This window comes from Verrucomicrobiia bacterium (genome assembly GCA_023953615.1).
Classification (GTDB): Bacteria; Verrucomicrobiota; Verrucomicrobiia; order Limisphaerales; family JADLHS01; genus JADLHS01.
The window spans coordinates 1,109,114-1,131,029 of record JAMLJH010000001.1 but is presented as its reverse complement, the minus strand read 5'-3'; the positions used below and the strand labels follow the sequence as shown (position 1 = coordinate 1,131,029).

At 58.0% G+C, this 21,916-nt stretch carries 19 protein-coding genes, 1 pseudogene and 1 riboswitch; of the genes and pseudogenes, 13 read left to right on the top strand and 7 right to left on the bottom strand.

Annotated features, from left to right (window positions below; translation table 11 throughout):
* The first annotated feature begins 13 nt into the window (after nt 1-13).
* Nucleotides 14-124: riboswitch (TPP riboswitch) on the top strand.
* A gap of 38 nt (nt 125-162) precedes the next feature.
* The 4 genes from thiC (at nt 163) to M9920_04630 (ending at nt 5,532) form a co-directional block, all read left to right on the top strand.
* Nucleotides 163-2,166: a phosphomethylpyrimidine synthase ThiC gene (gene thiC, locus M9920_04645; GenBank protein ID MCO5051571.1), complete on the top strand. Its 2,004-nt coding sequence runs from the start codon at nt 163-165 to the stop codon at nt 2,164-2,166.
* An 89-nt stretch (nt 2,167-2,255) separates the two neighbouring features.
* Nucleotides 2,256-3,047, top strand: coding sequence for a hypothetical protein (locus M9920_04640; protein MCO5051570.1), 792 nt, complete (start codon nt 2,256-2,258; stop codon nt 3,045-3,047).
* Nucleotides 3,047-3,643 (top strand): hypothetical protein, encoded by a 597-nt coding sequence (locus M9920_04635; protein MCO5051569.1) that lies wholly within the window; start codon nt 3,047-3,049, stop codon nt 3,641-3,643. Before M9920_04640 ends, M9920_04635 begins: the two co-directional genes overlap by 1 nt.
* A gap of 158 nt (nt 3,644-3,801) precedes the next feature.
* On the top strand, nt 3,802-5,532 hold the full coding sequence (locus M9920_04630) for an N-6 DNA methylase (protein ID MCO5051568.1): 1,731 nt from the start codon (nt 3,802-3,804) through the stop codon (nt 5,530-5,532).
* Here M9920_04630 and M9920_04625 read toward each other — a convergent pair.
* Both M9920_04625 and M9920_04620 read right to left on the bottom strand, forming a co-directional pair.
* Entirely contained in the window at nt 5,432-6,337 is a 906-nt protein-coding gene (locus M9920_04625; GenBank protein MCO5051567.1) for an AccI family restriction endonuclease, read from the bottom strand. The genes M9920_04630 and M9920_04625 overlap by 101 nt on opposite strands.
* The gene (locus tag M9920_04620; GenBank protein MCO5051566.1) at nt 6,334-6,552 is read right to left on the bottom strand and encodes a helix-turn-helix domain-containing protein; all 219 of its coding nucleotides are present in this window, start codon (nt 6,550-6,552) and stop codon (nt 6,334-6,336) included. Before M9920_04620 ends, M9920_04625 begins: the two co-directional genes overlap by 4 nt.
* Before the next feature lie 64 nt (nt 6,553-6,616).
* Here M9920_04620 and M9920_04615 point away from each other — a divergent pair, with 64 nt between their 5' ends.
* From M9920_04615 to M9920_04600, 4 genes and pseudogenes are all read left to right on the top strand, one after another.
* Entirely contained in the window at nt 6,617-6,913 is a 297-nt protein-coding gene (locus M9920_04615) for a hypothetical protein (GenBank protein ID MCO5051565.1), read from the top strand.
* 36 nt (nt 6,914-6,949) lie between these two features.
* Nucleotides 6,950-7,129 carry a hypothetical protein gene (locus M9920_04610; GenBank protein ID MCO5051564.1) on the top strand — a complete coding sequence of 60 codons (180 nt, stop codon included), beginning with the start codon at nt 6,950-6,952 and terminating at the stop codon, nt 7,127-7,129.
* A 140-nt stretch (nt 7,130-7,269) separates the two neighbouring features.
* Nucleotides 7,270-7,503 (top strand): annotated as a pseudogene (locus M9920_04605) (phosphomethylpyrimidine synthase ThiC).
* A gap of 26 nt (nt 7,504-7,529) precedes the next feature.
* Nucleotides 7,530-8,282 (top strand): hypothetical protein, encoded by a 753-nt coding sequence (locus M9920_04600; protein ID MCO5051563.1) that lies wholly within the window; start codon nt 7,530-7,532, stop codon nt 8,280-8,282.
* 194 nt (nt 8,283-8,476) lie between these two features.
* Here M9920_04600 and M9920_04595 read toward each other — a convergent pair whose 3' ends face one another.
* The 4 genes from M9920_04595 to M9920_04580 all read right to left on the bottom strand — a co-directional run bounded on the left by M9920_04595 (nt 8,477) and on the right by M9920_04580 (nt 13,076).
* The gene (locus M9920_04595) at nt 8,477-8,914 is read right to left on the bottom strand and encodes a hypothetical protein (protein ID MCO5051562.1); all 438 of its coding nucleotides are present in this window, start codon (nt 8,912-8,914) and stop codon (nt 8,477-8,479) included.
* 137 nt (nt 8,915-9,051) lie between these two features.
* The gene (locus M9920_04590; GenBank protein MCO5051561.1) at nt 9,052-10,962 is read right to left on the bottom strand and encodes an OPT/YSL family transporter; all 1,911 of its coding nucleotides are present in this window, start codon (nt 10,960-10,962) and stop codon (nt 9,052-9,054) included.
* A 113-nt stretch (nt 10,963-11,075) separates the two neighbouring features.
* Entirely contained in the window at nt 11,076-11,696 is a 621-nt protein-coding gene (locus M9920_04585; GenBank protein ID MCO5051560.1) for a GNAT family N-acetyltransferase, read from the bottom strand.
* A gap of 12 nt (nt 11,697-11,708) precedes the next feature.
* Nucleotides 11,709-13,076, bottom strand: a complete 1,368-nt coding sequence (locus M9920_04580; GenBank protein ID MCO5051559.1) for a protein O-GlcNAcase — start codon at nt 13,074-13,076, stop codon at nt 11,709-11,711.
* A gap of 186 nt (nt 13,077-13,262) precedes the next feature.
* Between M9920_04580 and M9920_04575 the strand changes: the two genes are divergently transcribed.
* From M9920_04575 to M9920_04555, 5 genes are all read left to right on the top strand, one after another.
* Nucleotides 13,263-14,525: a PTS transporter subunit EIIC gene (locus M9920_04575; GenBank protein MCO5051558.1), complete on the top strand. Its 1,263-nt coding sequence runs from the start codon at nt 13,263-13,265 to the stop codon at nt 14,523-14,525.
* A gap of 68 nt (nt 14,526-14,593) precedes the next feature.
* On the top strand, nt 14,594-15,586 hold the full coding sequence (locus tag M9920_04570; protein ID MCO5051557.1) for a tetratricopeptide repeat protein: 993 nt from the start codon (nt 14,594-14,596) through the stop codon (nt 15,584-15,586).
* 59 nt (nt 15,587-15,645) lie between these two features.
* On the top strand, nt 15,646-18,990 hold the full coding sequence (locus tag M9920_04565; GenBank protein ID MCO5051556.1) for an SNF2 family helicase: 3,345 nt from the start codon (nt 15,646-15,648) through the stop codon (nt 18,988-18,990).
* A gap of 131 nt (nt 18,991-19,121) precedes the next feature.
* Complete coding sequence (locus tag M9920_04560; protein MCO5051555.1) at nt 19,122-19,934, top strand: TlpA family protein disulfide reductase; 813 nt, start codon at nt 19,122-19,124, stop codon at nt 19,932-19,934.
* 88 nt (nt 19,935-20,022) lie between these two features.
* Nucleotides 20,023-20,634 (top strand): DUF1080 domain-containing protein, encoded by a 612-nt coding sequence (locus M9920_04555; GenBank protein ID MCO5051554.1) that lies wholly within the window; start codon nt 20,023-20,025, stop codon nt 20,632-20,634.
* Between the two features lie 53 nt (nt 20,635-20,687).
* On the opposite strand, the gene M9920_04550 is transcribed toward M9920_04555, so the two are convergent.
* Nucleotides 20,688-21,839 (bottom strand): aminotransferase class V-fold PLP-dependent enzyme, encoded by a 1,152-nt coding sequence (locus M9920_04550; protein MCO5051553.1) that lies wholly within the window; start codon nt 21,837-21,839, stop codon nt 20,688-20,690.
* Nucleotides 21,840-21,916: the final 77 nt, after the last annotated feature.

Genomic DNA, 21,916 nt, shown 5'->3' with positions numbered 1-21,916 from the left:
GTCCTAGAGTTTCTCAGTCCAATCGGGGAGCCGCGTGTGACGAGGCTGAGAGGTTTGCCAGAGCAGACGACCCGTCGAACCTGATCCGGGTAATGCCGGCGAAGGGAATTTCCTCCGCCTTCCGGCTGGGTTCGTGCCACCAATGACAACCAAAACGAATTTATGATCGCGAAGAAAGATTCCCTCGAACCGCACAGTCGTGAACCCTTGCCCAACAGTCGCCGCGTTTATGTGGCCGGCGCCTCGCACCCGGAAGTGCGCGTGCCCCTGCGTGAAATCCAACTGGCCGACACTCATTCCCGCAGCGGCAAAGCCATCAAGAATGAACCGGTGCGCGTTTACGACACTTCCGGGCCGTGGGGCGACCCCGAGTTTCAGGGCACTGTGGAACAGGGACTGCCCGCCTTGCGGCGCGACTGGATCCTGCAGCGGGGCGATGTGGAGGAATACGAGGGCCGCAAAGTGCAGCCGATTGACGACGGATATCTGTCTGACAATCATCGCGCCAGTTCCAACGCCCGCCGCCAGGACGAGACCGGTTATCGCTTGGAAGGATTGACCGCGCCGCGGCGCCGCCCTCTTCGAGCCAAACCCGGTAAAGTTGTCACTCAACTGCAATACGCCCGCGCCGGCATCATCACGCCGGAAATGGAATTCATCGCCATCCGCGAGAACATGGGTCGGGCGCTACTGGAGAATGGCGGATTGAAGCTGGCGGATTTGTCCCGCGATATTATCCGCAACGACCTTCACAAACAGCACGTCGGTTCGGCTCAATCCTCCACCCTCCATCCTCCATCCTCGTTTACGCCTTCGGTGTTCACTCGCTTTCCCCAACGCATCCCCGCCGAAATCACCCCCGAGTTTGTCCGCAGCGAAGTCGCCGCCGGCCGCGCCATCATCCCCAACAACATCAATCACCCCGAGTCCGAACCGATGATCATCGGGCGCAACTTCCTCGTGAAGATCAACGCCAACATTGGCAACAGCGCCGTCGCGTCGAGCATCGAGGAGGAAGTGGAAAAAATGCGCTGGGCCACCAAGTGGGGTGCGGACACGGTGATGGATTTGTCCACCGGCAAGAACATCCACGCCACGCGCGAATGGATTTTGCGCAACTCGCCCGTGCCCATCGGCACCGTGCCGATTTATCAGGCGCTCGAAAAAGTCAACGGTCGGCCCGAGGACCTCACGTGGGAAATTTACCGCGACACCCTTATCGAACAAGCCGAGCAGGGCGTGGATTACTTCACCATTCACGCCGGCGTGTTGCTGCGCTTTGTGCCGCTGACGGCGAGCCGCATGATCGGCATCGTGTCGCGCGGCGGCAGCATCATGGCCAAATGGTGTCTCGCCCATCATCAGGAGAATTTTCTCTACACCCACTGGGACGACATCTGTGACATCATGGCCGCCTACGATATTTCCTTCAGCATCGGCGACGGCTTGCGTCCGGGGGCCATTGCCGACGCCAATGATCAGGCGCAATTCGGCGAACTCGAAGTACAGGGCGAATTGACGAAACGCGCGTGGGCCAAAGGCGTGCAAGTGATGAACGAAGGCCCCGGCCACGTGCCCATGCACATGATCGAGGAAAACATGGCCAAGCAACTCGAATGGTGCGGCGAAGCGCCGTTCTACACGCTCGGGCCGCTCACCACGGACATCGCGCCCGGCTACGATCACATCACCAGCGGCATCGGCGCGGCGATGATCGGTTGGTATGGCTGTGCGATGCTCTGCTACGTCACGCCCAAGGAACACCTTGGCCTGCCGAACAAGAAAGACGTGAAAGACGGCGTCATCGCCTACAAGATCGCCGCGCACGCCGCCGACCTGGCCAAAGGCCATCCGGGTGCGCAATACCGGGACAACGCCATTTCCAAGGCCCGGTTTGAGTTCCGCTGGGAGGACCAATTCAACCTGGCGCTGGACCCCGTTACCGCGCGTGAATTCCACGATGAAACCCTGCCGCAGGAAGGCGCCAAGAGTGCGCACTTCTGTTCCATGTGCGGCCCGCAATTCTGCGCCATGAAAATCACCGAAGACGTGCGGAAGTTTGCCGCGGAACAAGGAATCTCTGGCGAAGCCGCGTTGCAAAAGGGAATGGAAGAAAAATCCCGCGAGTTCACGGAGAAAGGTAGCGAGCTTTACGCGAAGGCGTGAATCGGGCATGAGGCGTGACGAAGCTTGTTTTGCCACCGTGTGAGAAATATGATTCCCCGCCGTAAGCCAAATGCGAACCAATCAAAATTATGCCTGATAATGACTATCGCCCAGACGAGGAAAGCCAAGAGCTTGGTCGAAATCTAGCCTCCCTAACGGTCAAAGACTTTCACGGTCCTCCGCGCGAAGAGTCCCGCGAAACGGTCTCGCTCGAAATGCACGCGCGACAACTCGGGGTTGAAGCCCCGTTGCATGACGTGACCTTCGTGATGCAAGAATTCGCTTGGCAGTGGGAACTCGCGCGCAACTTTGATGGACGTATGCCTTGCGTGAGAATCGGTGATGACGAGCAAGGAGAGACAGTTCCGATGTCGTTGCCGTTCGATTGGCCATTCCCACGGCCGTTTCGGTCGTGGCGTTGGATTCGTCGGCATTTTCCGTTTCCACCTGAATTTCTATTTGAAGAATATCGAGACTACCTACGCGCATACGGCAAAAACGAAGGAATCAGCATGGAGTCGGCAGACAATGTCTTGGAGCGCCTTCAAAATGGACTTGGAGATTTCCTCGCATATCGGATTGCCGGGAGTGGAGGTGGAAGGCGACGTTCTGGTGGTCCACCACCGCCGTCGTCTTGGTCGCCCGGCGGTGGCTTGAGCGTCGAGATGTGGTGCAATACTTCCGGTCTTACCATCGAGTTCTCGCACGCCTACTTCATCCATTTCCTGAATTTTGGGTCGCCAAGTTTTCCAGTGAAAAACTCATTGCTCGCTGGACGCTACGTGTTTCAGGGCAAAGGCCCAACTTATCCTTCCGGCACGCCGCGTTCGCAAGTGTTTCGGATTCCACCCGACTACAAAGCTGTAACAACCTATTTCTGATGATACTTGCCGCCGCTTCCGAATACGGAGTGTTTGCGCCACTCGTCGCGATTGTTTCGACGATTATGGCCGCAGGCGGGGCAATCATTTTGTTGTGGGCAGGCCCGTTGGAAAAGTGGCGTCCAGCGGATGCAGACCTTCCGGGCATGGCGAAACGAATTATCTTTCTCGCTTGTTCGGTTGTAATGGTTCTTCTGGCGCTCGAAGCGACGCCGGCGAACCTCGACTGGCTGAAAAGGACTGCGTGGTGGTTGCTTGGCTCGTGCGTGGTAGTCGGAATAGCGTATTCGGCACTTCGTTATGCGTTGTATCACTCGAAGGTGAATCCGAATGGGAAAGGCAGAAAGCCAATCCTCGGCGGACTTTGGATGAAGTCCACAGCCAAGGCTTCGATGAAGAAAAACAATGTGACGGAGATTGACGACCTTCTCGATGGCGCTTCCGGCCCACAAGCAATTTGGTCAACGCCATCGCGCTTTCTTGCCCGAGTTTTGACTCTCGGCATGTTCATCGGGTTTGTAGTTTCGGCCACGACTGCGCTAATGGCGGCGGGATTGATTACATACGTCAAAACGACTGGGAAGGCACTATTCTGAGCGAACAGGCTGGGCGAGTTGTGACCAATATGAAAACCGTTGACCGCCAAAAGCTGGATGTCGTCAACCAGACGCGGAGCAATCCCGCGTTGCGGGACTGGCGCGGCCAGTTCACGCCGGAGTTGACCCGTAGTTAAACTGCTGGCATAGTTTCGGCAATGAAGCTTCGCGACAACCAAACCTTCATGTCGCTCTACTACGAGCCGAACGCTGTGGAGGTTGCCACAGGCGAAGCGGATTTGGCGGCATCAATCGAGTCGTGGCAGCGGGATACAAAGCAGCTTGGCCAGGTCGGCACGCCTGAGCCAATCGCAAGATTGATGGCGAAGTGGGTGATGTCGGCCAAGCCACGCACTGTGCTTGATCCGGCGGTGGGCTTGGGAGGATTGCTCTCAGCGTGTCGCCGACTGAATTCGGAAGCAACCTTGGTTGGTGTTGAGTGCGACATCGAAACCCTGCAACGAGCGAAAGCTGCCGCGCCGCGTGGCACAAAGCTGATTCTGGCGGATTATCTCAAGTCCGAGGCTGGGCTGTTCAACGGCATCATCGCCAATCCGCCCTACGTAAAGGCACATCGGCTTGATTATTCGGAGAAAGACTGGCGCTATTTCGAGGAGCGCCTCGGCACTCCGCTCGACCGGCTCACGAATCTCTACGCGCTTTTCTTGCTGAAGATTTGGGAAGACCTCGCGCCGCATGGCCGCGCCGCTGTCATTCTTCCGGCTGAATTTCTGAACGCAAACTTTGGCGAAGAAATCAAAGAGCGACTGGTGCGGGCTATTCGTCCGGTGGCGCTTGTGGTCTTTGCACCCTCCCTAAGTCTTTTTGCGGATGCGCTGACAACGAGCGCGATTGTGTTTCTGGAGAAAGCTCGATCAGCAAAAGCACCAGCTTGGGTTAAGCGAGTTGATTCACTGCAAGCGGCGGAGGGTTTCGTCAGCAAGATATGCTCTGGTGCTCTGTCAGGAGACGGTGGCGATTGCCTTGACTTGTCGAGACTCAATCCACGCAAGAAGTGGCTGAACCTGCTTCTCAACGGATCAGGGCAGGCTGATTCGACTCTGTTTCCGAAGCGTGTTGGAGATTACTTCTATTGCCGACGGGGCATTGCGACCGGAGCAAACGATTATTTCTGCCTCAACCAGGCTGAAATGCGGGAGCATCGCCTGACGGAGGCACACGTCGAGCCGTGCATCACGAAAGCCGTGGATGCGGATGGATTGGTGTTCACGCGCAACAAGTTTGAGGCGCTAGTTACTCGCGAACGGCGATGTTTTCTTCTCAATCCCTCGCGGAATGGACAGAGCCTCACGCGCTATCTTGAACTTGGCGAGCAGCAGGGAATTCCGAAGCGGCATCTGCCGAGTCATAGGCCTGTTTGGTATCTGCCCGAGAACCGAGCCGTGGCAGACATCTGGGTGGCCGTGTTTTCGCGCGAATCGGTGAAGTTCATCCTGAACACTTCCGGCGCGAAGAACCTGACCTGCTTCCACGGCCTTTACGCGAAAACGGGATACGAGCCGCTTGCGCCGCTGCTGACGCTTTTCCTCAACAGCAGTCTGGGGCGGCAATCATTCTCGAAGGTGAACCGATTTTACGGTGACGGGCTGAACAAGCTCGAACCCAAAGATGTTGAAGACATGCCTTGCCCGGCGATGCCAAAACTGAATCGGGCAGAAGCAAACGAACTGGCCTACAAACTAGCCAGATTGGAGGCGCTACCACTGAACGAACGGACGGCGCAGATTGACGAATTGGTGAAGCGCTATTTCGACTTTGCGGCGGGAGTCAGCCGTCAGCCAGAAGAACCTTCTTCATCACAGCAGCATCAAGTTCAAACCCGCCGCCCTGCGGGACGACATACGCATCGTGCCGCCCCAGTTCCGTGACGCGGTGTTCTGCGGCAAACGTCGGCAGACTCGTTGCCTTTCCAACCTGCAAGCCGCGCGTAATCGGAATCATGATGGTTGCCTTTTCCTGACTCTTGGCCGGAGTTTCGATTGAGTAGCCCTCGCCACTGGCGAGGGCCGCGAAGATGTCGAGGAAGTTGATGGCAAACACGGAGTCAAAGAACACTTGGCAATATGTCTGCGGAACGCGATGCCTCTCCAGCCAGCGATAGACAATCACGAGGTCTTCAACCTTCACCGTGAAACTCGGGGTTTCGCGTCCACTCTTGTTTCCGCCGTCCCGCTGCTTTTGTCGAACCGCCATGTATCTCAACGCTTCGAACTTGCTCGACCGCACTTCAATCGTCGCAACTGCGCGCTTTACCATCGGTTCGGTTTCCGCGTGCGTTCGTTCCGACAAGTCCGTATCCACAGCAACATTTGACTGAAACAGAAGCAGGTCGGGTCGCTTCCCAAAAATTCGTGTCTCCTCCAAACCGGCGAGATAACGTGCCTTGAAATCTGGATGCCCCGCTGCAATGCGGTCGGTGTTCCCATACTGCGTGACTTTGAACTCTGAAAGCGCGGTCAGAATAGCACCGGTCAACATGCGTTCAGCCCAATCGCCCATCGCTCGATTCGCCAAGAACTCCGAACGCGCATCCGTCGGCACGCGTGGCTTCTGAGTCGGCTTTGGGCCTTCTCCGCCAAACGTCAGATGGCGTTTCTCGATACCTCTTGCGGTCAAGGTCGCGACGACACCATCCAACGTCGCCTTCAATCGCTGAAAATACTCGCTGCTCATCGCTTCTTCTCCTCGAAGGTGAACAGTTCCTTGACCTCGACTTTGAGCACCTTGGCAAACTTCTCCAAGCCAGCCACCGAGGGCGCATTGATACCGCGCTCCACAAGGCTGATGAACTCAACCGAACAGCCAAGCGCCTCCGCCATCTGCTCTTGTGTGAGCTTTCGCGCTTTGCGGAGTGCGGCGATGCGTTGGCCGAGTTTTTTTTGAAGCACGGAGTTTAACTACCAGATTGACGCGGCCTTCACCACGCAGCTAAACTACGGGCAACGATTTGCAATGAACCGCGTTTACATTGAGCCAACCCAATTAACCGATGTCCTCTGCGGAGAGGAGAGCTTCGGATGCCGGGCACTCGATGATTACGCTCAAGCCTACGACAACACTTGGAGCAAAACCGACATGCCGGATGATGATGTTGTGTTCTTGAAGCGTGTTCTGGCAACCAGTGAAGACGAGGCGCTGTGGGCGATGATGAACTTTTGCGCCGAATATGAGCGCGGACTCTATGTCGGGAACACGTTCGTGGACTGGCCCGAGCCTTCTTTGCTTTTGGAAGCTGCCCGCGCCAGTTAGCTTCGGTTTATAAAGAATTTTTGACGTGAGTTGAATTTGAGCAGTTTAACCCCAGTTGAATTGCATCATTGCCAGCATCGCGACGGCCTGCGATCCCTGCCTGCCGTGTCGGCACAGGCAGACGGCCCGATTGCCGCCGCCAACGAGTCCTTGCGGACGGCCACCAAGCAATTCGGCGAGATCGAAGCGCAGGGCGAACTCACCAAGCGCGCGTAGGCCAAAGGCGTGCAGGGTAGCGCGGACGACTCGCCTGCGGATTGAGGCGGGCCGCCTCAATCACGAGCTCGCCATCAGATTGCGCAGTGAAAGTGCGGCGCATACAATGCGCCCGTGGATCTGATTTTCAAACGGCTCAAACCATGAACATCGCACCCGGCTATGACCGCATCACCAACGGCATCGGCGCGACGATGATTGGCTGGGTGCGAGCCGCACGGGCTACCGGCTGCGCGATGCTTTGCTACGTCACGCCCAAGGAACACCTCGGCCTGCCGAACAAGAAGGACGTGAAGGATGGGGTCATCGCCTACAAGATCGCGGCGCACGCTGCCGATTTGGCGAAAGGCCATCCCGGCGCGCAATACCGGGACGCACAATGAGCACGGCAAGACGTATTATGAACAGAAAATTACTACTTTTATTTTTCTTCGCCGTCATAGGTGCTTCGGGCTGCCATCGAAAGTCTTCCGAGTCTGAAATACTGGTTGATCCGTCTCGGCCTTCCAAAGTTTACACTGAAGCTGAATTGACCAGCCTGATTACTCCAGGAATGAGCCTTGCGGAAGTTACAAACAAATTTGGACTGCCAGGGTCGGCGGTGAACGTAGCGGAAAGCGCGATTTTACTTACCTACATGTTTCCTTTTGAAGTCAAGCATCAACAAAGTCCATATCTCACAGGCTTCGGCATTGATATCAAAGACGGGCGCGTGGTGAGATGGGCTCCCGTTACCGGCATGACAGGTAAGACTCTCCAAGCCGGAGGCTCTCAGGGTTCATTTAGAGAGCAGTCCTTTCAGGTTTTTCTTGCGACTGACAATCTGACAAATGTGGCGACCACTGTTGATGCAGAGGGAAGCGCAGACGCCAGTGATTTGAAAACCTCTCCCGCCATGGCCTTCGAAGCAAAAGTGTTCGCCGGAAGCAGCGGCAGTGGACGTCCCGGCGAGCAAACCGTCATCCTCGTCGTGAGCGACCAGGATGCTGCGAAGTTGAAGGGCTTAACCGAAGACAATTTCGGGAAGCGCCTGTTAATTGTTTGTCGCAACAAAGTGATTGCTGCCCCCGCGATTTCGGCGCCGCTCGCTTCAAGACGACTGATGTTCACCGTCAAGGACGCAACCGTTCTCGACAGTTTGCGAAGCCAGTAAACGAAACCCGCCCGCCCGCCCGCTCGCCGTCCCGCGCTGTCATGCCGGCTGCGAAAAACCAAGGCCAGCCGTCACGCCATCGCGGGCCTGCTCGCAAAGACAACGTCAATCTGCCCGAGGCTGTCGTATTGATAGACCCGGCGGGAACTGTCCACGTTGGTGATGGCCGTGCGCTGGTTGGTTCGCGAGTTCATTTAGCTGTGGAGTCGGAATTTGATTCCTTTGTTCTCCAGTAATAATTTTAGTTCCCTCATGGATTCGGCAGGCAAATCATGCCACAAAAGCTCAAAATCCTCCGTAATTGCGACCGAATGCTCGGCAAGCCCGCCCGAGTCAGGTTTATAAACCCAATAGTTAAGCACCAACTTATGCTCTACAAAATCGACATAAACATCTGGTGGAAACACTAACTCGTGGCCGGACTTTAAGATCTTGGACAGCACATTTCTATCCTTCTCATTCAAAATGATGTCCTTATTCACCGCTTTTTCCCATTGGTGAATCAGTGCAAATGAGATGATTTCTCCTTTGGCGAGAGCTGTTGAAACTTTCTTTGGTTTTAATTGGTCTGCATCGACGGACCAGAAAGCGCTCATTAAAAGAAGAGCCCAGATGAGAAATGTTTTTTTCATTCAGTCCTCCCATAACCGTTGGTCATCATCATCGTCGTGGTGTTGGTCTGTTTGCAGGTCACGGTAGCCACCAAGGGCGAATTGGCAAGATACGAATATGCCACTTTTTCCGCACCTGAGCGGCTCACGCCGCCGGTTCAGGATGACAACACAAAATTCTCGATGAGGATCACGGCGATGCCGGTCAGGGCGCCGCCCGCAATCACGCCGCCGCAAATCGGTTCCTGGTTTTGCACGATGATGCGGTTGGCCTTTGATTCCGGTTTTCTGAAGGCGCGTTCCGCCAGCCAGAAAAACAGGCTGCCCAGGAACATGGCGAGGCAGGTGTTGAACGGGATCACCGCCGCCAGTCCCACCCCGACGCCCGACAGCCAGAAGCGCCCTTTCGTGGCGAGCCGGAGACCTTCGAGCGCCAGCCCCAGCAAACCGCCTACGAGCGCCGCCCAGCGCGCGGACATGGCCAGATTGGAAAGACCCTCGGTCAGCACCTCGGCGACCGCCTTCCAGATGCTCACGGCGGGCATGGGATATTGTTCTTGAATCATCTCGGACGGACCGCCCTTGAGAAACACCCAATAGAATACGGGCACGGAAATCAGCGCACCGGCGAAAATCCCGAGCACGTGGCCGATGGCCTGTTGGCGGGGTTTCGCGCCCAGCATGTAACCGGGTTTGATGTCCATGAGCAGGTTCGCGGCGTTGCCGGCCACCTCGGCCGTGATGCCCGCGGTCATCAGGTTGGTTTTGATGTTCTTCGGGTCCAGCGCGCCAAAGGTCAATTGGGTCAGCTTGCCCATCGCGCCCGTTGGCGTGATGGAAGTCAACGCCGTGGAATTCACGCCAATGAGCGTGAAGACGAACACGAGCGGCACAGCGATGATGCCCAGCCAGACGTTCACGTCGAAAAAGTAATGCGCCAGCAAAACCACAATCGTGCCGACGATGGGAATGCCGATGACGAACACGCGCATGGGCAGTTCAATGTGGCGGAGCACGTCGTGATCGGTCGCGCGACCTTTGCGGAACAGGCCGCGAAACGCGCTGAACAGAATTTGCGGTTTGGCAAAGAACGCCATCAGCGAGGCCGTCGTCATCATCGCCACGCCGCCCCACAACGCCCACGACGTGATGGCGCGGAAACCGTAATGCGTGACGCCGTCGGCGCCCGTTTGCCCCACGATGTCTCCGAGAGCAATGCCCCAGGGGGCGAGCAACAGGTAATTGATGAGCGCGCCGATCAGCAACGAAATACCGACCCGGATCCCCATCAAACCACCCGCCGCCATCATGACGAAATCCGTGTCGGGCCGGACGGTCAGTTCGCGCAGTTCCACCCCGCCGATTTTGAGCGAGGTGAATTTATAAATCCAACCGTCGAGGTATTCCGGGATCAGGAGAAAACCCAGCTTGAGCTTTTCCAGAATCGCCTGGCTTTGCAGCAACTTGGCCAGCGCCGCCAATCCGCCCGCTGACAGTAACACCTTCGCTTTGAATATTCCGTCCGCCGCGTTGCCCGAATGTAACGCATCCATGACGATGCCCGCCGCCCGGCCCTCGGGAAAGGGATGTTGTTCATCGTTGATGAAGCGGCGCTTGAGCGGGAAGGCAAACAGCACGCCCAGCACGGCGATCGCGATGATCCAGATCATCGTGGTGGCCATGGGAATGACGGTATCCGTCACCAGCATGTAGGCGCCGAGACTCGAAATCATCGGCGCCGTCATGTACCCCGCCGCCGTGGCGATGGATTGCATGCAGTTGTTTTCGAGGATGGTGTATTCCGAACCGATCTTGAGCGCCGACAGGGCCTTGAACAACGCGAACGCCAGAATGACCGAAGTGATGCCGACGCCGAGCGTCCAACCGGTCTTGGCGCCCACGTACAGATTGGTCAGGGAAAGCACCCCGCCCAGGCACATGCCGGTGAGCGCCGAGCGGAGGGTCAGTTGCGGCATGTCGCCGCGCCAGACGTTCTCGAACCACCACCGGTCCTTCTGTTCCAAGGTCCAGGTGCGAATTTGTTCCGGGTCCAACTGCTTGATCGCCATTTGCGTTTCTCGGTTATGTCAATTTAGGCGGCGTCAGAGTGACCAACCGCGCCCCGCATTTCAACCCCGCAGGCTCACGCAACGCCACTCTTCCAAATCCGCCCGCAGTGATTTTACGGGAGCCGGCGGGCGAGATAGAGTGTATCGCTGGTGCGTTGCAGCTCGTAGAAACCGAGTTTTTTGTAAAACTTTTCGGCCCGCGCATTTTCCGGCGCCATGCCCAAATGCACGCCCGGCGTCCGCCGCGCCGTAAGCGCGGACAACAGCACGCGCATCAGATCGTTGCCCATGCCGCGACCCTGGGCACGGGGCATCAAATCAATGTGCAGGTGCGAAGGATATTCCGCGTACGGCTCGGGACAAACGACGTCGGGATGGTAGTACTGGTAATAAAGTTTTTGCGTGGGCGTCCATGCGGCCGGATCGCCGGTTGGTTCGGGATGTTGCCGCCGCAGCGGCGCGAGCCATTGTTCCGCGAACTTTTGGTAGAACGATTTCGAGTCCAACGCGCCCAGCACGTAACCGCAGACTCCCTGCGCGTCTGCCAACACAAACGCCAGTTCCGGTTCAAAATGGAGATACGGGCCGACGAAGATGTTGCCCAGCGCCCGGGGGTCGTCGCGATAAAGGTGCGTACCGTCACCACCGCTGTCACCAGTGGTCAGGCAAACCTGGTAAGCCGCATCCGCGTCGGTCGCGCGATACGGACGAATTTGAAATCCTTCGGGTAACATGGCGCGAAAGGTTTACCGATCCCGGCCCGATTTGGAAAGCGCAGAAGTAAAATGCCCCGCGTCGTCCATGGGCAACTGGCGTTGCAGTGCGGCGACCAATCCGCCCCGATACAAGCGTGGACGATGTTCGCCGGAAACGAACTGCTCCCTGCGCCGGGGGCGGGATTGACGCCAACGCACATACGCCTGCATCAAAGCGATCTCTTCCTTGAGATCCCAAACGTGCCGGTAAAGCGCATAGCATAAATCGCGATCCGTCAGTTCCGTCACTTTCGTCAGCAAGGCGGCCAAGGCCTGACTGGATTGGTTGAACCGCGACCGGGCACGCCCCCAGCGCTCCGGCGATACGCGCAGCAACCTGGCGTAATCGTTCACGAATTGCGCGGCTTGCGGTCCGAACGCAAACGGCAGATAAAAAGCGTCTCCCAGCCATTCGAGGTCGCGCCGGCTCATCCGATTCCGCGTCCGGCTGGCGAAGGCGGGTCGCCAGGCGGCGATCGCGCGTTTGAAAGCGTTCCGGGGATTCCACGTCCGACGTGCTTGCGTGTAGTCCGCGAACGTCCGGAGCGGCACATAATTCAGCGGGAATTCGCAATTCGGATTACACAGAATGCCGCGCACCTCGGAACGCAGTTGTGCCGGACGGCCCGCGTACGGCCCAAGGTAAATGCGCCGCCGGTCGTAATCGTTGGCGTGGAGATTATCCCAGATCAGCGGCGCACGCCGCAGCACCTTCTGCAATTCACGGATTGAGGTCGGGCTGATGGTTTCGGAAACAATCTCTGGTCCGGTCCAAAAGACATCAATGGACGGCGCCAACCGCTCGCCCAGTTCGCGCAGGTAAGCGCAGCGCGCCACCGCGCCCGCCGCCATGCGCCCGCAATAGATGGTTGGACAAAACCAAAGCCGGGGTCGCGCCGCCACCTGGGGCAGCCAGTGGAACAGTTCATTCGCCACCGCGCTTTGGGCCGCGGCAAAACTACCGAACCGCCGCGTATCCGCGGCACGCATGCGTTGGGGAATATCGTCAAACAGGATGGCAAACGAACGCACGCCCAGTTCCGCAACCTGTCGCAACTTGCTTTGCAGTTTCGGCAGCTCGGTCGCGTAGTGAATGTCCAGCCCCGGCGCGAGGGCATAGACAAAATCCAGACCGCACGCCTGGCTATCCGCCACCCGACGTTTCAGTTCGGCGGCCTCGGCGCGATCGTAGCGTTCCCGCCACAACGCGCGGTGTTTGAGGTCGTCCTTGGGCGCGTACATGTAGGTGTTCAAGCCCCACTGCTGCAACCATTGGAACAATTGCCGGCGCTGCGCGCCCGTCCACGGGCGACCGTAGAATCCTTCAATCACCCCGCTGATGAAAGGCGGGGCGCTCATAAATTGGGAACCGTGTTCATGACGCCGCAAATGATGGCCGGAAGCGGCGGTTTGTCAAAGCGTCCCGCCGCTGCGGATGCCGGAGTTTTATTCTAATCCGCTTGCGCCGTGCGCGGCGGATGGGTTGACTGTGCGCATGATCAGGCTGGCAATGTCACCATCGCGCCTCCCGCGCAAGGAGGTCTTTTGAAGCGGGTCACCGAGTTCCTGAACCGACATCTCGTGCCCGCGTTGACGGTGCTGAGTGAAAACACCTACCTTTCCGCCATCCGCGCCGGCATGGTGTCGGTGGTGCCGCTGACCATCATCGGCGGACTGTTCATGGTGATTGCGGAATTTCCCGTGGCCGCCTGGACGGACTTCATTGCGCCCTGGCACCAACTGCTCGAATACCCGTTCAAAGCCACGTTCGGGCTGCTGGCGGTCTTCGTCAGCTTCGCCATCGGCTATGACCTGGGCGCGCGGTTCAAACTGGACCCGCTGTCCAGCGCGTCCATTGCCACCCTGGTCTTCCTGTTATTGCAGTTGCAACTCGGGGCCGGCGACGAGCCGACGATCGTGCTCGACATGGATGGTCTGGGCTCCGGCGGGCTGTTCACGGCCATTGTCGTCGCGCTGATTTGTGTGCGCGTCCAAAAGTTTTTCACGGATCGCAACCTGGTGATCAAGCTGCCGGAGAGCGTCCCGGCGGTGGTTTATGAATCGTTTCTTTCGTTGATTCCAATGTGCGTGTTGGTGCTGGTGTTTTGGGGAATCCGGTTCGGCCTGGGGGTGGACATCAATCACCAGGTGCAACTGTTGTTCAAGCCCCTGGTCTTTGCGTTGAACACGCTGCCGGGCATCCTGGTGTACGCCTTTTGCGTGACGCTGTTGTGGTCGGTGGGCATCAACGGCGACAACGCGATGGATGCCGTGGTGGCGCCGGTGTTTCTGGCGGGCCTGATGGCCAACGCGGAAGCCATGAGCGCTGGCCAGCCGCTGACCAACATCACGGCGCTCGGCTTCTTCACCACCTTCGTGAATGTGGGAGGCACCGGAGCGACCCTCGCCTTGGCGCTGGTGATGATCAATTCCAAAGAACCCGGCTTTCGCAAGGTCAGCCGGCTCTCGTTGCCCACGCAGATTTTTCAGATCAACGAGCCGATCTTTTTCGGGTTTCCCATCGTGCTCAACCCGATCTTCATGATGCCGTATATTTTGAACGCGCTGATTTTGACGACGACCACCTATCTGCTGATGGATTGGGGCGTCATCCAAAAACCGTTTGTCAACGTGCCCTGGACCACGCCGCCCATCATCGGGCATTACCTCGTCTCCGGCGGCGATTGGAAAGCGGCCGTGTGGGGCGTGATCTCCATCGTCCTGGCCATGGCGGTTTATTATCCCTTCGCCAAAGTCGCCGAACGCCAACGGCTGAAAGCGGAAGCGGAAGGCAAAGCGCACGAATAACGCCGCCCGGCCAGGCGGAACGGCTCCATTTTCCCTGACATTCGATTGCGGGCTGCTACCGTGGGGACGTGACGAATTTACTCATCGCCGCCGTCGGCGCCATCCTGGCCACCAACCAGCCAGCCGCCGTCAGCAATCTGGTTCAGGCCACCACCGGATTGGAAGTGGCGATCACGACGACCAACGATCCCGTCGAGCAGGCCTTGAACCGCTTGATGCAGGAGGACGACGCCGCGCGGGCGGAAGTGGAAAAGTGGGTCGAGGACAACGAGAAATTCGCGGCGCAGGGCGCGGGGATGCCGCCCGAAGACATGCGCCGCCGTATTCTGGCGCGGCTCGCTCCGGTGCGGAAAGGTTACGAGGAATTGATCCAGCAACACACGAACCGCGCGGACGTTCTGGTGGCTTACGCAAGTTACCTGGGCGATCTCGGCGAAGAAGACGCGGCCATCGAGCAACTGGAAAAAGCGCGCGGTCTGGATGCGCGGGACCCCGCCATCTGGAACAATCTCGCCAACCTCTACGGCCACAGCGGCGAGGTGACCAAGGCCTTTGATTACTACACCCAAGCCATCGAGCTAAATCCGAACGAGCCGGTTTATTATCACAATTTCGGCACGACCATTTTCCTGTTTCGCAAAGACGCGCGGGAACATTACCACATCAACGAGCAACAGGTTTTTGATCGCGCGCTCTCACTTTACAGCAACGCCATTCGCTTGAATCCGCAGGACTTTCAACTCGCCGCCGACGTGGCGCAGACTTTTTACGGCATTCAGCCGCCGCGCGTGGACGACGCCCTGCGGGCCTGGACGAACGCGTTCTCGCTGGCCGACAATGAAACGGATCGCGAAGGCGTCCAACTGCACTTTGCCCGCATCAAGATCAAGGCCGGGCGTCTCGAGGAGGCGCAGGCGCATTTGAATCTGGTCACGAACGCCACGCATGAAGTTGTGAAAAGCCGGTTGATCCGCGTGTTGCAGCAGGCTCAAACCGACGCCCTGATTTCAACCAATGCCAGTCCGGCCATCACCACCAATGTTCCCGGTAATGATCCCTAACTTTGGGCGCAATCGCGTCGGCGCAGCCTCAGTCCAGCCAGAAACTTTCGTTGTCGCCGATGTCCATTGAATTGACCGAGGCACTGTTGCAGAAGTGCGCCGGGTGGGACGTAGTCAAGCGCGCCCGCAGCTACGTCGCCGCCGGGCAGGTGTCCCACGCTTCGTGGCAACCGCCACGGCTCGAGGGCTTGGTGCAAAACCAGGGTGTTACGTTCCGGGCTTGCATGAAACTCCACAGCGCGGTGGATGTGGAAAACCTTTGCACCTGCCGCGAGTCGCGTGAGTGGGGTAAAATCTGCGCGCATAGCGTCGCCGTAGCGTTGCACTGGATTGAAGCGCAGAAACCAAAGAAAACCGATGATGGTAGGGCGTCGCACTCCGGGCGTGTCGGCGTTGGCCAGTCACGAACCGGCGTGCCCGGCATGACTCACTCTACCTCCCTTGCGCCAAAACGCACGCCTTCACTGCTACGCGCAGACAATGGCGAACCCGCTGAACTGTTCCTCATCCTCCCGCCGAATTTCGAGCAAGCCATCGCGCGCGACAAAGTGATGGTGGTATTCGAGGCAAAATGGGGCGGCGGACGTTGCCCGCTCAACGCGCTGCCCAAAGGCCGATCGTTTAAGTTTTCCGCCCAAGACAACACCATCATTGAACGACTCGAAACGCTGGCGGACGGCGAAACTCCGGCGTTGCTGCAACTGGACGCAAAGGATTTTGCCGCCCTGCTGCCGCTACTTGCGGAGCACGAAAATATCACGCTCGGCAAAGGGAGCGCGGTCAAAGTATCGCGCACACCATTCCATTTCCCGCTGCGCGCCACGCTCGAAGCGAATGGCGAAATCGTGCTTGCCTTGCGTGGCGGCGACGCCTCATCGCCGGCCCAATCTGCGACGAAGGCGTCGCCGCCACCTCTCGTCACAGCCGGCGATTGGGTGTGGCATCAGCAGACCTTGCAGCCGCTTGATCTGCCGCCCATGATCTGCGATGTCTGGCGTGGACCGGTTCGCATCTCCCGCACGCAAGTGCCGTTGTTTCTGAGTCAGCATTGGCCGCAACTGCAAGCGACGGGCACGGTCGAAACAAACTTTCAACTCGAAGATTTTTCACTCGACCCGCAAACGCCGCGATTCGAGTTGTCGTTACGCGGAGGGTTGGCGCAACTGCGCGCCACGCTGCGCTGCGCTTACGGCTCGCGCATCCTGTCCATCGGGCCGCCCGCCACCGTGGAGACGGTCTGGTTGCCGGATCCGGAGCGCTCCACGCATTACGCCACTCGCGACTTCGCGGCGGAACAACGGGCCGTAGCTCGATTGCAACGCCACGGTTTCATCGGCCCGGATCGCGAAGATCAGTGGGTGCTGGACGGATCGAATGCCGTGTTGAATTTCTTTGCGCGCGAATATCCGAGCCTGCAAGAGGAGTGGCAGGTCACGCTCGACGCGCATCTGGAGCAACGCACGCTGAAGAACATTGAGCGCATCGAGCCGCACTTTGAAATCACTTCCTCCGGCGTGCAATGGTTTGATCTCGGCATGGTGTTTTCCAGCAGTGGCGGTGAGACTTTTTCACCGGCGGACATCCAACGTCTGCTGCGCTCGGGCCAGAGCCATACCCGGTTGAAAAACGGCAAGTTCGCCGTGCTGGACACCGGCGCGGTTGAGGAACTGCAGGAAACATTGCTCGATTGCGCCCCGCAACAACACGCAAACGGTTATCGCATCAACAGCCAGCAAGCCGGTTTCCTCGAAGCGACGCTACGCCAGCATCCGACCTGGCGGGTGCAAGCGCCAGGCGCGTGGCGCGAACGCGCCACCAAGCAGAGTGGCGAAGCGAAGTTGGAATGTCCGCCGCTCGGGTCGTTGGAAACCGTGCTGCGCCCGTACCAAAAGCAAGGCGTGGCGTGGCTGCGCTTGCTGCGCGAAAACCAATTCGGCGGCATTCTCGCCGACGAAATGGGACTGGGCAAAACCTTGCAAGCGCTGGCATTTTTGAATTTGTGGCGGCAGGCATCCGTGCCTGCCGTAGCGGGCGGCATCCTGCCGCCCGGAACTGGCGTGGCAATTAAAAGGACTTCAGAATCTTTCGCGCGCGGCGCAAATTCTACGCAAATTCCGCCGGGCTGGAAGCCCGACTCTACGGCAGGCACAGATGCCCGCCGCCACGCGCCTCACTTGATCGTCTGCCCCACCAGTCTCGTGTTCAACTGGGTCGCGGAGGCGAAGAAGTTTACGCCGGAATTGAAGGTGCTGGCGTGGCACGGACCGGATCGGCACAAGCTGTTCGAGCAGATTTCCATCAGCGACATCGTCGTGACCAGTTACGCGTTGATCCGCCGTGATGCGGAGCGGTATCGTAAACTGGAATTTGACACGGTGATTTTGGATGAGGCGCAACACATCAAAAATCGTCAGACGCAAAACGCGCAAGCGGTCAAGGCGATCCGGTCGCGCCACCGTTTGGTGCTGACCGGCACGCCTCTGGAGAATTCCGTGCTCGATCTGTGGTCCATCTTCGATTTTCTAATGCCGGGTTATCTCGGTACGGCCAGGGATTTTCACGAACGCTACGAAGTGCCAATCGTGAAGGAGAAAAGCGCCGCCGCGCAGACGCGACTGGCGCGACGGCTGCGACCGTTTTTGTTGCGACGGTTAAAGCGGGAGGTCGCGCCGGACCTGCCGGCCAAACTGGAACAGGTGGCCTACTGCGAACTCACGCCGACCCAGCGCGCGGTGTATCAACAATTTCTGGAAGCCACGCGCCAGGAAGTGCTGGCCGCCAGCGGCCCGCAACATCTGGCGCGCAACCGCATGCTTGTGTTGACGGCGTTATTGCGGCTGCGCCAGGTCTGTTGCGATCTGCGCTTGCTGCCCCTGGAACAGAAAACGCCGCCGCCCTCCGGTAAATTCGACTTGTTCCGCGAGTTGTTGGAACAGGTCCTGGACGGCGGCCATCGGGTGCTGGTGTTCAGTCAATTCGTCGCGATGTTGCAGTTGCTGAAGGCGCATCTGGAGGCGGAGGGCATTGATTATTGCTATCTCGACGGCGCGACGACCGATCGGGCGCGGGTGGTGGAACGATTCCAAACTCAGCGGGACGTTCCAGTGTTCCTCATCAGTCTCAAGGCGGGCGGCGTGGGGTTGAACCTGACCGGGGCGGACACCGTGATCCACTTTGATCCGTGGTGGAATCCGGCGGTGGAGGATCAGGCCACGGATCGCGCGCACCGCCTCGGGCAACAGCAGGTGGTGACCAGTTACAAGCTCATTACGCGGGAAACCGTCGAGGAGAAAATTTTATTATTACAACAACGCAAACGGGACGTGATCGCCGCCACGGTGGGCGGTGAAGAGACATTCGCCAGCACGCTGAGCTGGGAGGAAATTCAAGAGTTGCTGGCCTGAGCGCCAAAACCGGCCGGCTCGCGCCCGAAATTGTCCCCCCAAAAAAGCCAGAGATAATCCTTGCTGGCGGGAAATGGCGGTGTTCTGCTGGTTGCGTTGCAACGCGCAAAACATCAAACCAATTTGAAACCATGAAAATCAAACTTTTCACCATCCTCGCCATGGTCGGTCTGTGGCTGGCTTGGCAACCAACCGCCACCGCCGAGACCGGCGAAGTGAGCCAGGAGATCAAGGCCATTCTCACCAAGGTGCAAGCCAAGGTGAAGGGCGGAGACCGCACCGAGGCCAACTTCACGGATGAATTGAAGGCACTCGACACCTTGCTGGAAAAACACAAAAGCGAGAAAACGGATGAAGTCGCCCAGGTGTTGCTGATCAAAGCCCAGTTATACTCGCAAATTTTCCACGACGAAAAGAAGGGCGAAGCGTATCTGGCACAATTGCTGAAGGAATTTCCGGACACCAAACCGGCGGAGATGATGCGCAAGCAGGAAGCGGCCAAAAAAGTTCGCGAGGGCTTGGTGGAAGGCGCGAAGTTCCCGGACTTCGAAGTGCAGGACTTGGACGGCAAACCTCTTTCCATCGCTGCGTACAAGGGCAAAGTAGTGCTGGTGGATTTTTGGGCGACTTGGTGCGGCCCGTGTGTGGCTGAACTGCCCAACGTCCTTAAAGCTTACGAGAAGCATCACGCCGCCGGTTTTGAAATCGTCGGCATCAGCCTGGACAGCGACCGCGCCAAGCTCGACAAGTTCATCAAAGATAAAAAAATGCCGTGGCAACAGTTCTTCGATGGGCAGGGTTGGAACAACAAACTCTCGACGCAATACGGGGTGAATAGTATTCCGGCCACCTACCTTCTGGACGGCAACGGTACGATCCTCGCCAAGAACCTGCGCGGCGAAGCCCTCGAACAAGCTTTGGCCAAAGTGTTGACCAAAAAATAAATGAAGCATTTTGTGCGGCGCAATCATCGTCCCAAGACGGTTGCGCCGTGTTCACCTCATTAACCAGCAATTCAAACTCCTTTCTCGCATGAAAAAAACCATTCTCGCTTTCACGCTAAGCCTTGCGGTACTGGTGACCATTCAAGCCGCGGACGACGCCGGCTACAAACCACTCTTCAACGGCAAAGATTTGTCCGGTTGGAAGCTCCGCGATCCGAACGGGCATAACAGTTGGAAGGTCGAGAACGGCATTCTCAAAAACACCGTGAACCAGGGCGAACACGGCACGGATTTGCTTACTGACCAGAAATTCCAGAACTTTACCGTCAAATACGAATACCTGGTTCCGAATGATTCCAACAGCGGCTTCTATTTGCGCGGCCGCTATGAAATCCAAATCCTGGGCGACTATTCGAGCGGGAAACCCAACAACACCGGCAACGGTGCGCTCTACAATTTCAAGGCGCCGGACCAGTTCGTTTCCAAGCCGGGCGACCAATGGCAATCCGTCGAAGCCACCATCATCGGCGACCGCATCACGGTCATCCATAACGGCGTGAAGACGCATGATCGCGTCGAGATTAAGAAAGGCACCGGCGGCGAGTTGGACCACCATTACGACCAGCCCGGACCGATCCTGTTGCAAGGCGATCACGGCACCGTCTGGTTCCGCAATCTCCAAATCAAGGAACTGAAATAATCTGCCGCCCGGCAGGCTGATTCAGAGTTTCCGATCACCGGCGCACCGGCGGCTTACAGCAGTTCCAATACGCGCTGAAGTTCGGCGTCCGTATTGTAGAAGTGCGGCGAGAGTCGGATGTAACGCTGTCCCTGACGATCGGAGCGCAGCGAGGTGACGATATGGGCGTCCAGAAGCCGCTGATGAACGGCCGCCATGTCGGTGGCCGGTTTGAAGAACGTAACAATCCCGCTGGCGTTTACCGGCCCGGCATCCGCGTGCAGAACCGTATAACCTTTGGCCTGTAAAGCCGGCACGAGCAGCGCGCGCTTGTGCAGCAAATCCGCGGCGATGTTTTCCACTCCCACTTCCAGCAGCATCCGCATGGCTTCATTCAACCCAACCAATCCCAGCAAATTGTGCGTGCCCGCCTCGAATTTTTTTGCGCCGGAGTTGAACTCGATTTTCTCCTGCGTCACAAAGTTGGGGCAACGGACATTGTGCCAGCCGTAAATCGGCGGATTGAGCTGCGGTTGCAAATCCTTTTTCACAAACATCAAACCCGCGCCACAGGGGCCGAGCAGCCATTTATGCGCGTCCGCAGCCAGCAAATCCACCGCCTCCATCGTCATGGGAAACGCGCCCACGGTCTGAATGCCATCCAGACAAAATAGAATGTTGCGTTGTCGCAGCGCCGCGCCGATGGTCGCGTAATCCAGTCGGTAGCCGCTCACGAAATGGCAACTGGCCAGAGCCACGAGTTTGGTTTGCTCGTCCACCTGACCCAACACGTCAATGGAGCGGATCGCGCCCAGACTGCGCGTGTTGAGCAGCCGCACCTGCACGCCTTGTTCGGCCAGGGCCAGCCAGGGATAAACATTGGAGGGATAATCGTCGTGATAAACGAGGATGTTGTCGCCTTTGCGAAATCTCAATCCACTGGCAAAGAAACTCAGCGCCAGCGAGGTCGGCCCGACAAAAGCGATTTCATCCGGCGCGCAATGCAACAACTGCGCTCCGAGCGCCCGGCCCGTCTCCACCGCCTGTGGCCAGATGGCCGCTTCCTGATCGCCGGCTGCCGCATGGAAAGCGTAATCGGAGATCGCCTGGGCGACACGGCGCGGCAACGGGCAATCGCCGGCGTGCCCCAGGAAAATCTTGGTTTTAACAACTGGAAACTCGTGTTGCCGCAACGGCTCGTTGCGTTGAAGCGCTTCAATTTGCACCCCGTCAGATTAGCCGCGGCGCTCCAGCGGAGCAATAAAACTACCCGGGGCGGCTAAAAAGCGGTAAAAATTACGTT

Bases quoted from the DNA above. Each gene is read 5' to 3' on its own strand.
- thiC (MCO5051571.1), top strand. From the start codon at position 163: ATGATCGCGAAGAAAGATTCCCTCGAACCGCACAGTCGTGAACCCTTG.
- M9920_04640 (MCO5051570.1), top strand. From the start codon at position 2,256: ATGCCTGATAATGACTATCGCCCAGACGAGGAAAGCCAAGAGCTTGGT.
- M9920_04635 (MCO5051569.1), top strand. From the start codon at position 3,047: ATGATACTTGCCGCCGCTTCCGAATACGGAGTGTTTGCGCCACTCGTC.
- M9920_04630 (MCO5051568.1), top strand. From the start codon at position 3,802: ATGAAGCTTCGCGACAACCAAACCTTCATGTCGCTCTACTACGAGCCG.
- M9920_04625 (MCO5051567.1), bottom strand. From the start codon at position 6,337: ATGAGCAGCGAGTATTTTCAGCGATTGAAGGCGACGTTGGATGGTGTC.
- M9920_04615 (MCO5051565.1), top strand. From the start codon at position 6,617: ATGAACCGCGTTTACATTGAGCCAACCCAATTAACCGATGTCCTCTGC.
- M9920_04600 (MCO5051563.1), top strand. From the start codon at position 7,530: ATGAACAGAAAATTACTACTTTTATTTTTCTTCGCCGTCATAGGTGCT.
- M9920_04595 (MCO5051562.1), bottom strand. From the start codon at position 8,914: ATGAAAAAAACATTTCTCATCTGGGCTCTTCTTTTAATGAGCGCTTTC.
- M9920_04590 (MCO5051561.1), bottom strand. From the start codon at position 10,962: ATGGCGATCAAGCAGTTGGACCCGGAACAAATTCGCACCTGGACCTTG.
- M9920_04585 (MCO5051560.1), bottom strand. From the start codon at position 11,696: ATGTTACCCGAAGGATTTCAAATTCGTCCGTATCGCGCGACCGACGCG.
- M9920_04580 (MCO5051559.1), bottom strand. From the start codon at position 13,076: ATGAGCGCCCCGCCTTTCATCAGCGGGGTGATTGAAGGATTCTACGGT.
- M9920_04565 (MCO5051556.1), top strand. From the start codon at position 15,646: ATGTCCATTGAATTGACCGAGGCACTGTTGCAGAAGTGCGCCGGGTGG.
- M9920_04560 (MCO5051555.1), top strand. From the start codon at position 19,122: ATGAAAATCAAACTTTTCACCATCCTCGCCATGGTCGGTCTGTGGCTG.
- M9920_04555 (MCO5051554.1), top strand. From the start codon at position 20,023: ATGAAAAAAACCATTCTCGCTTTCACGCTAAGCCTTGCGGTACTGGTG.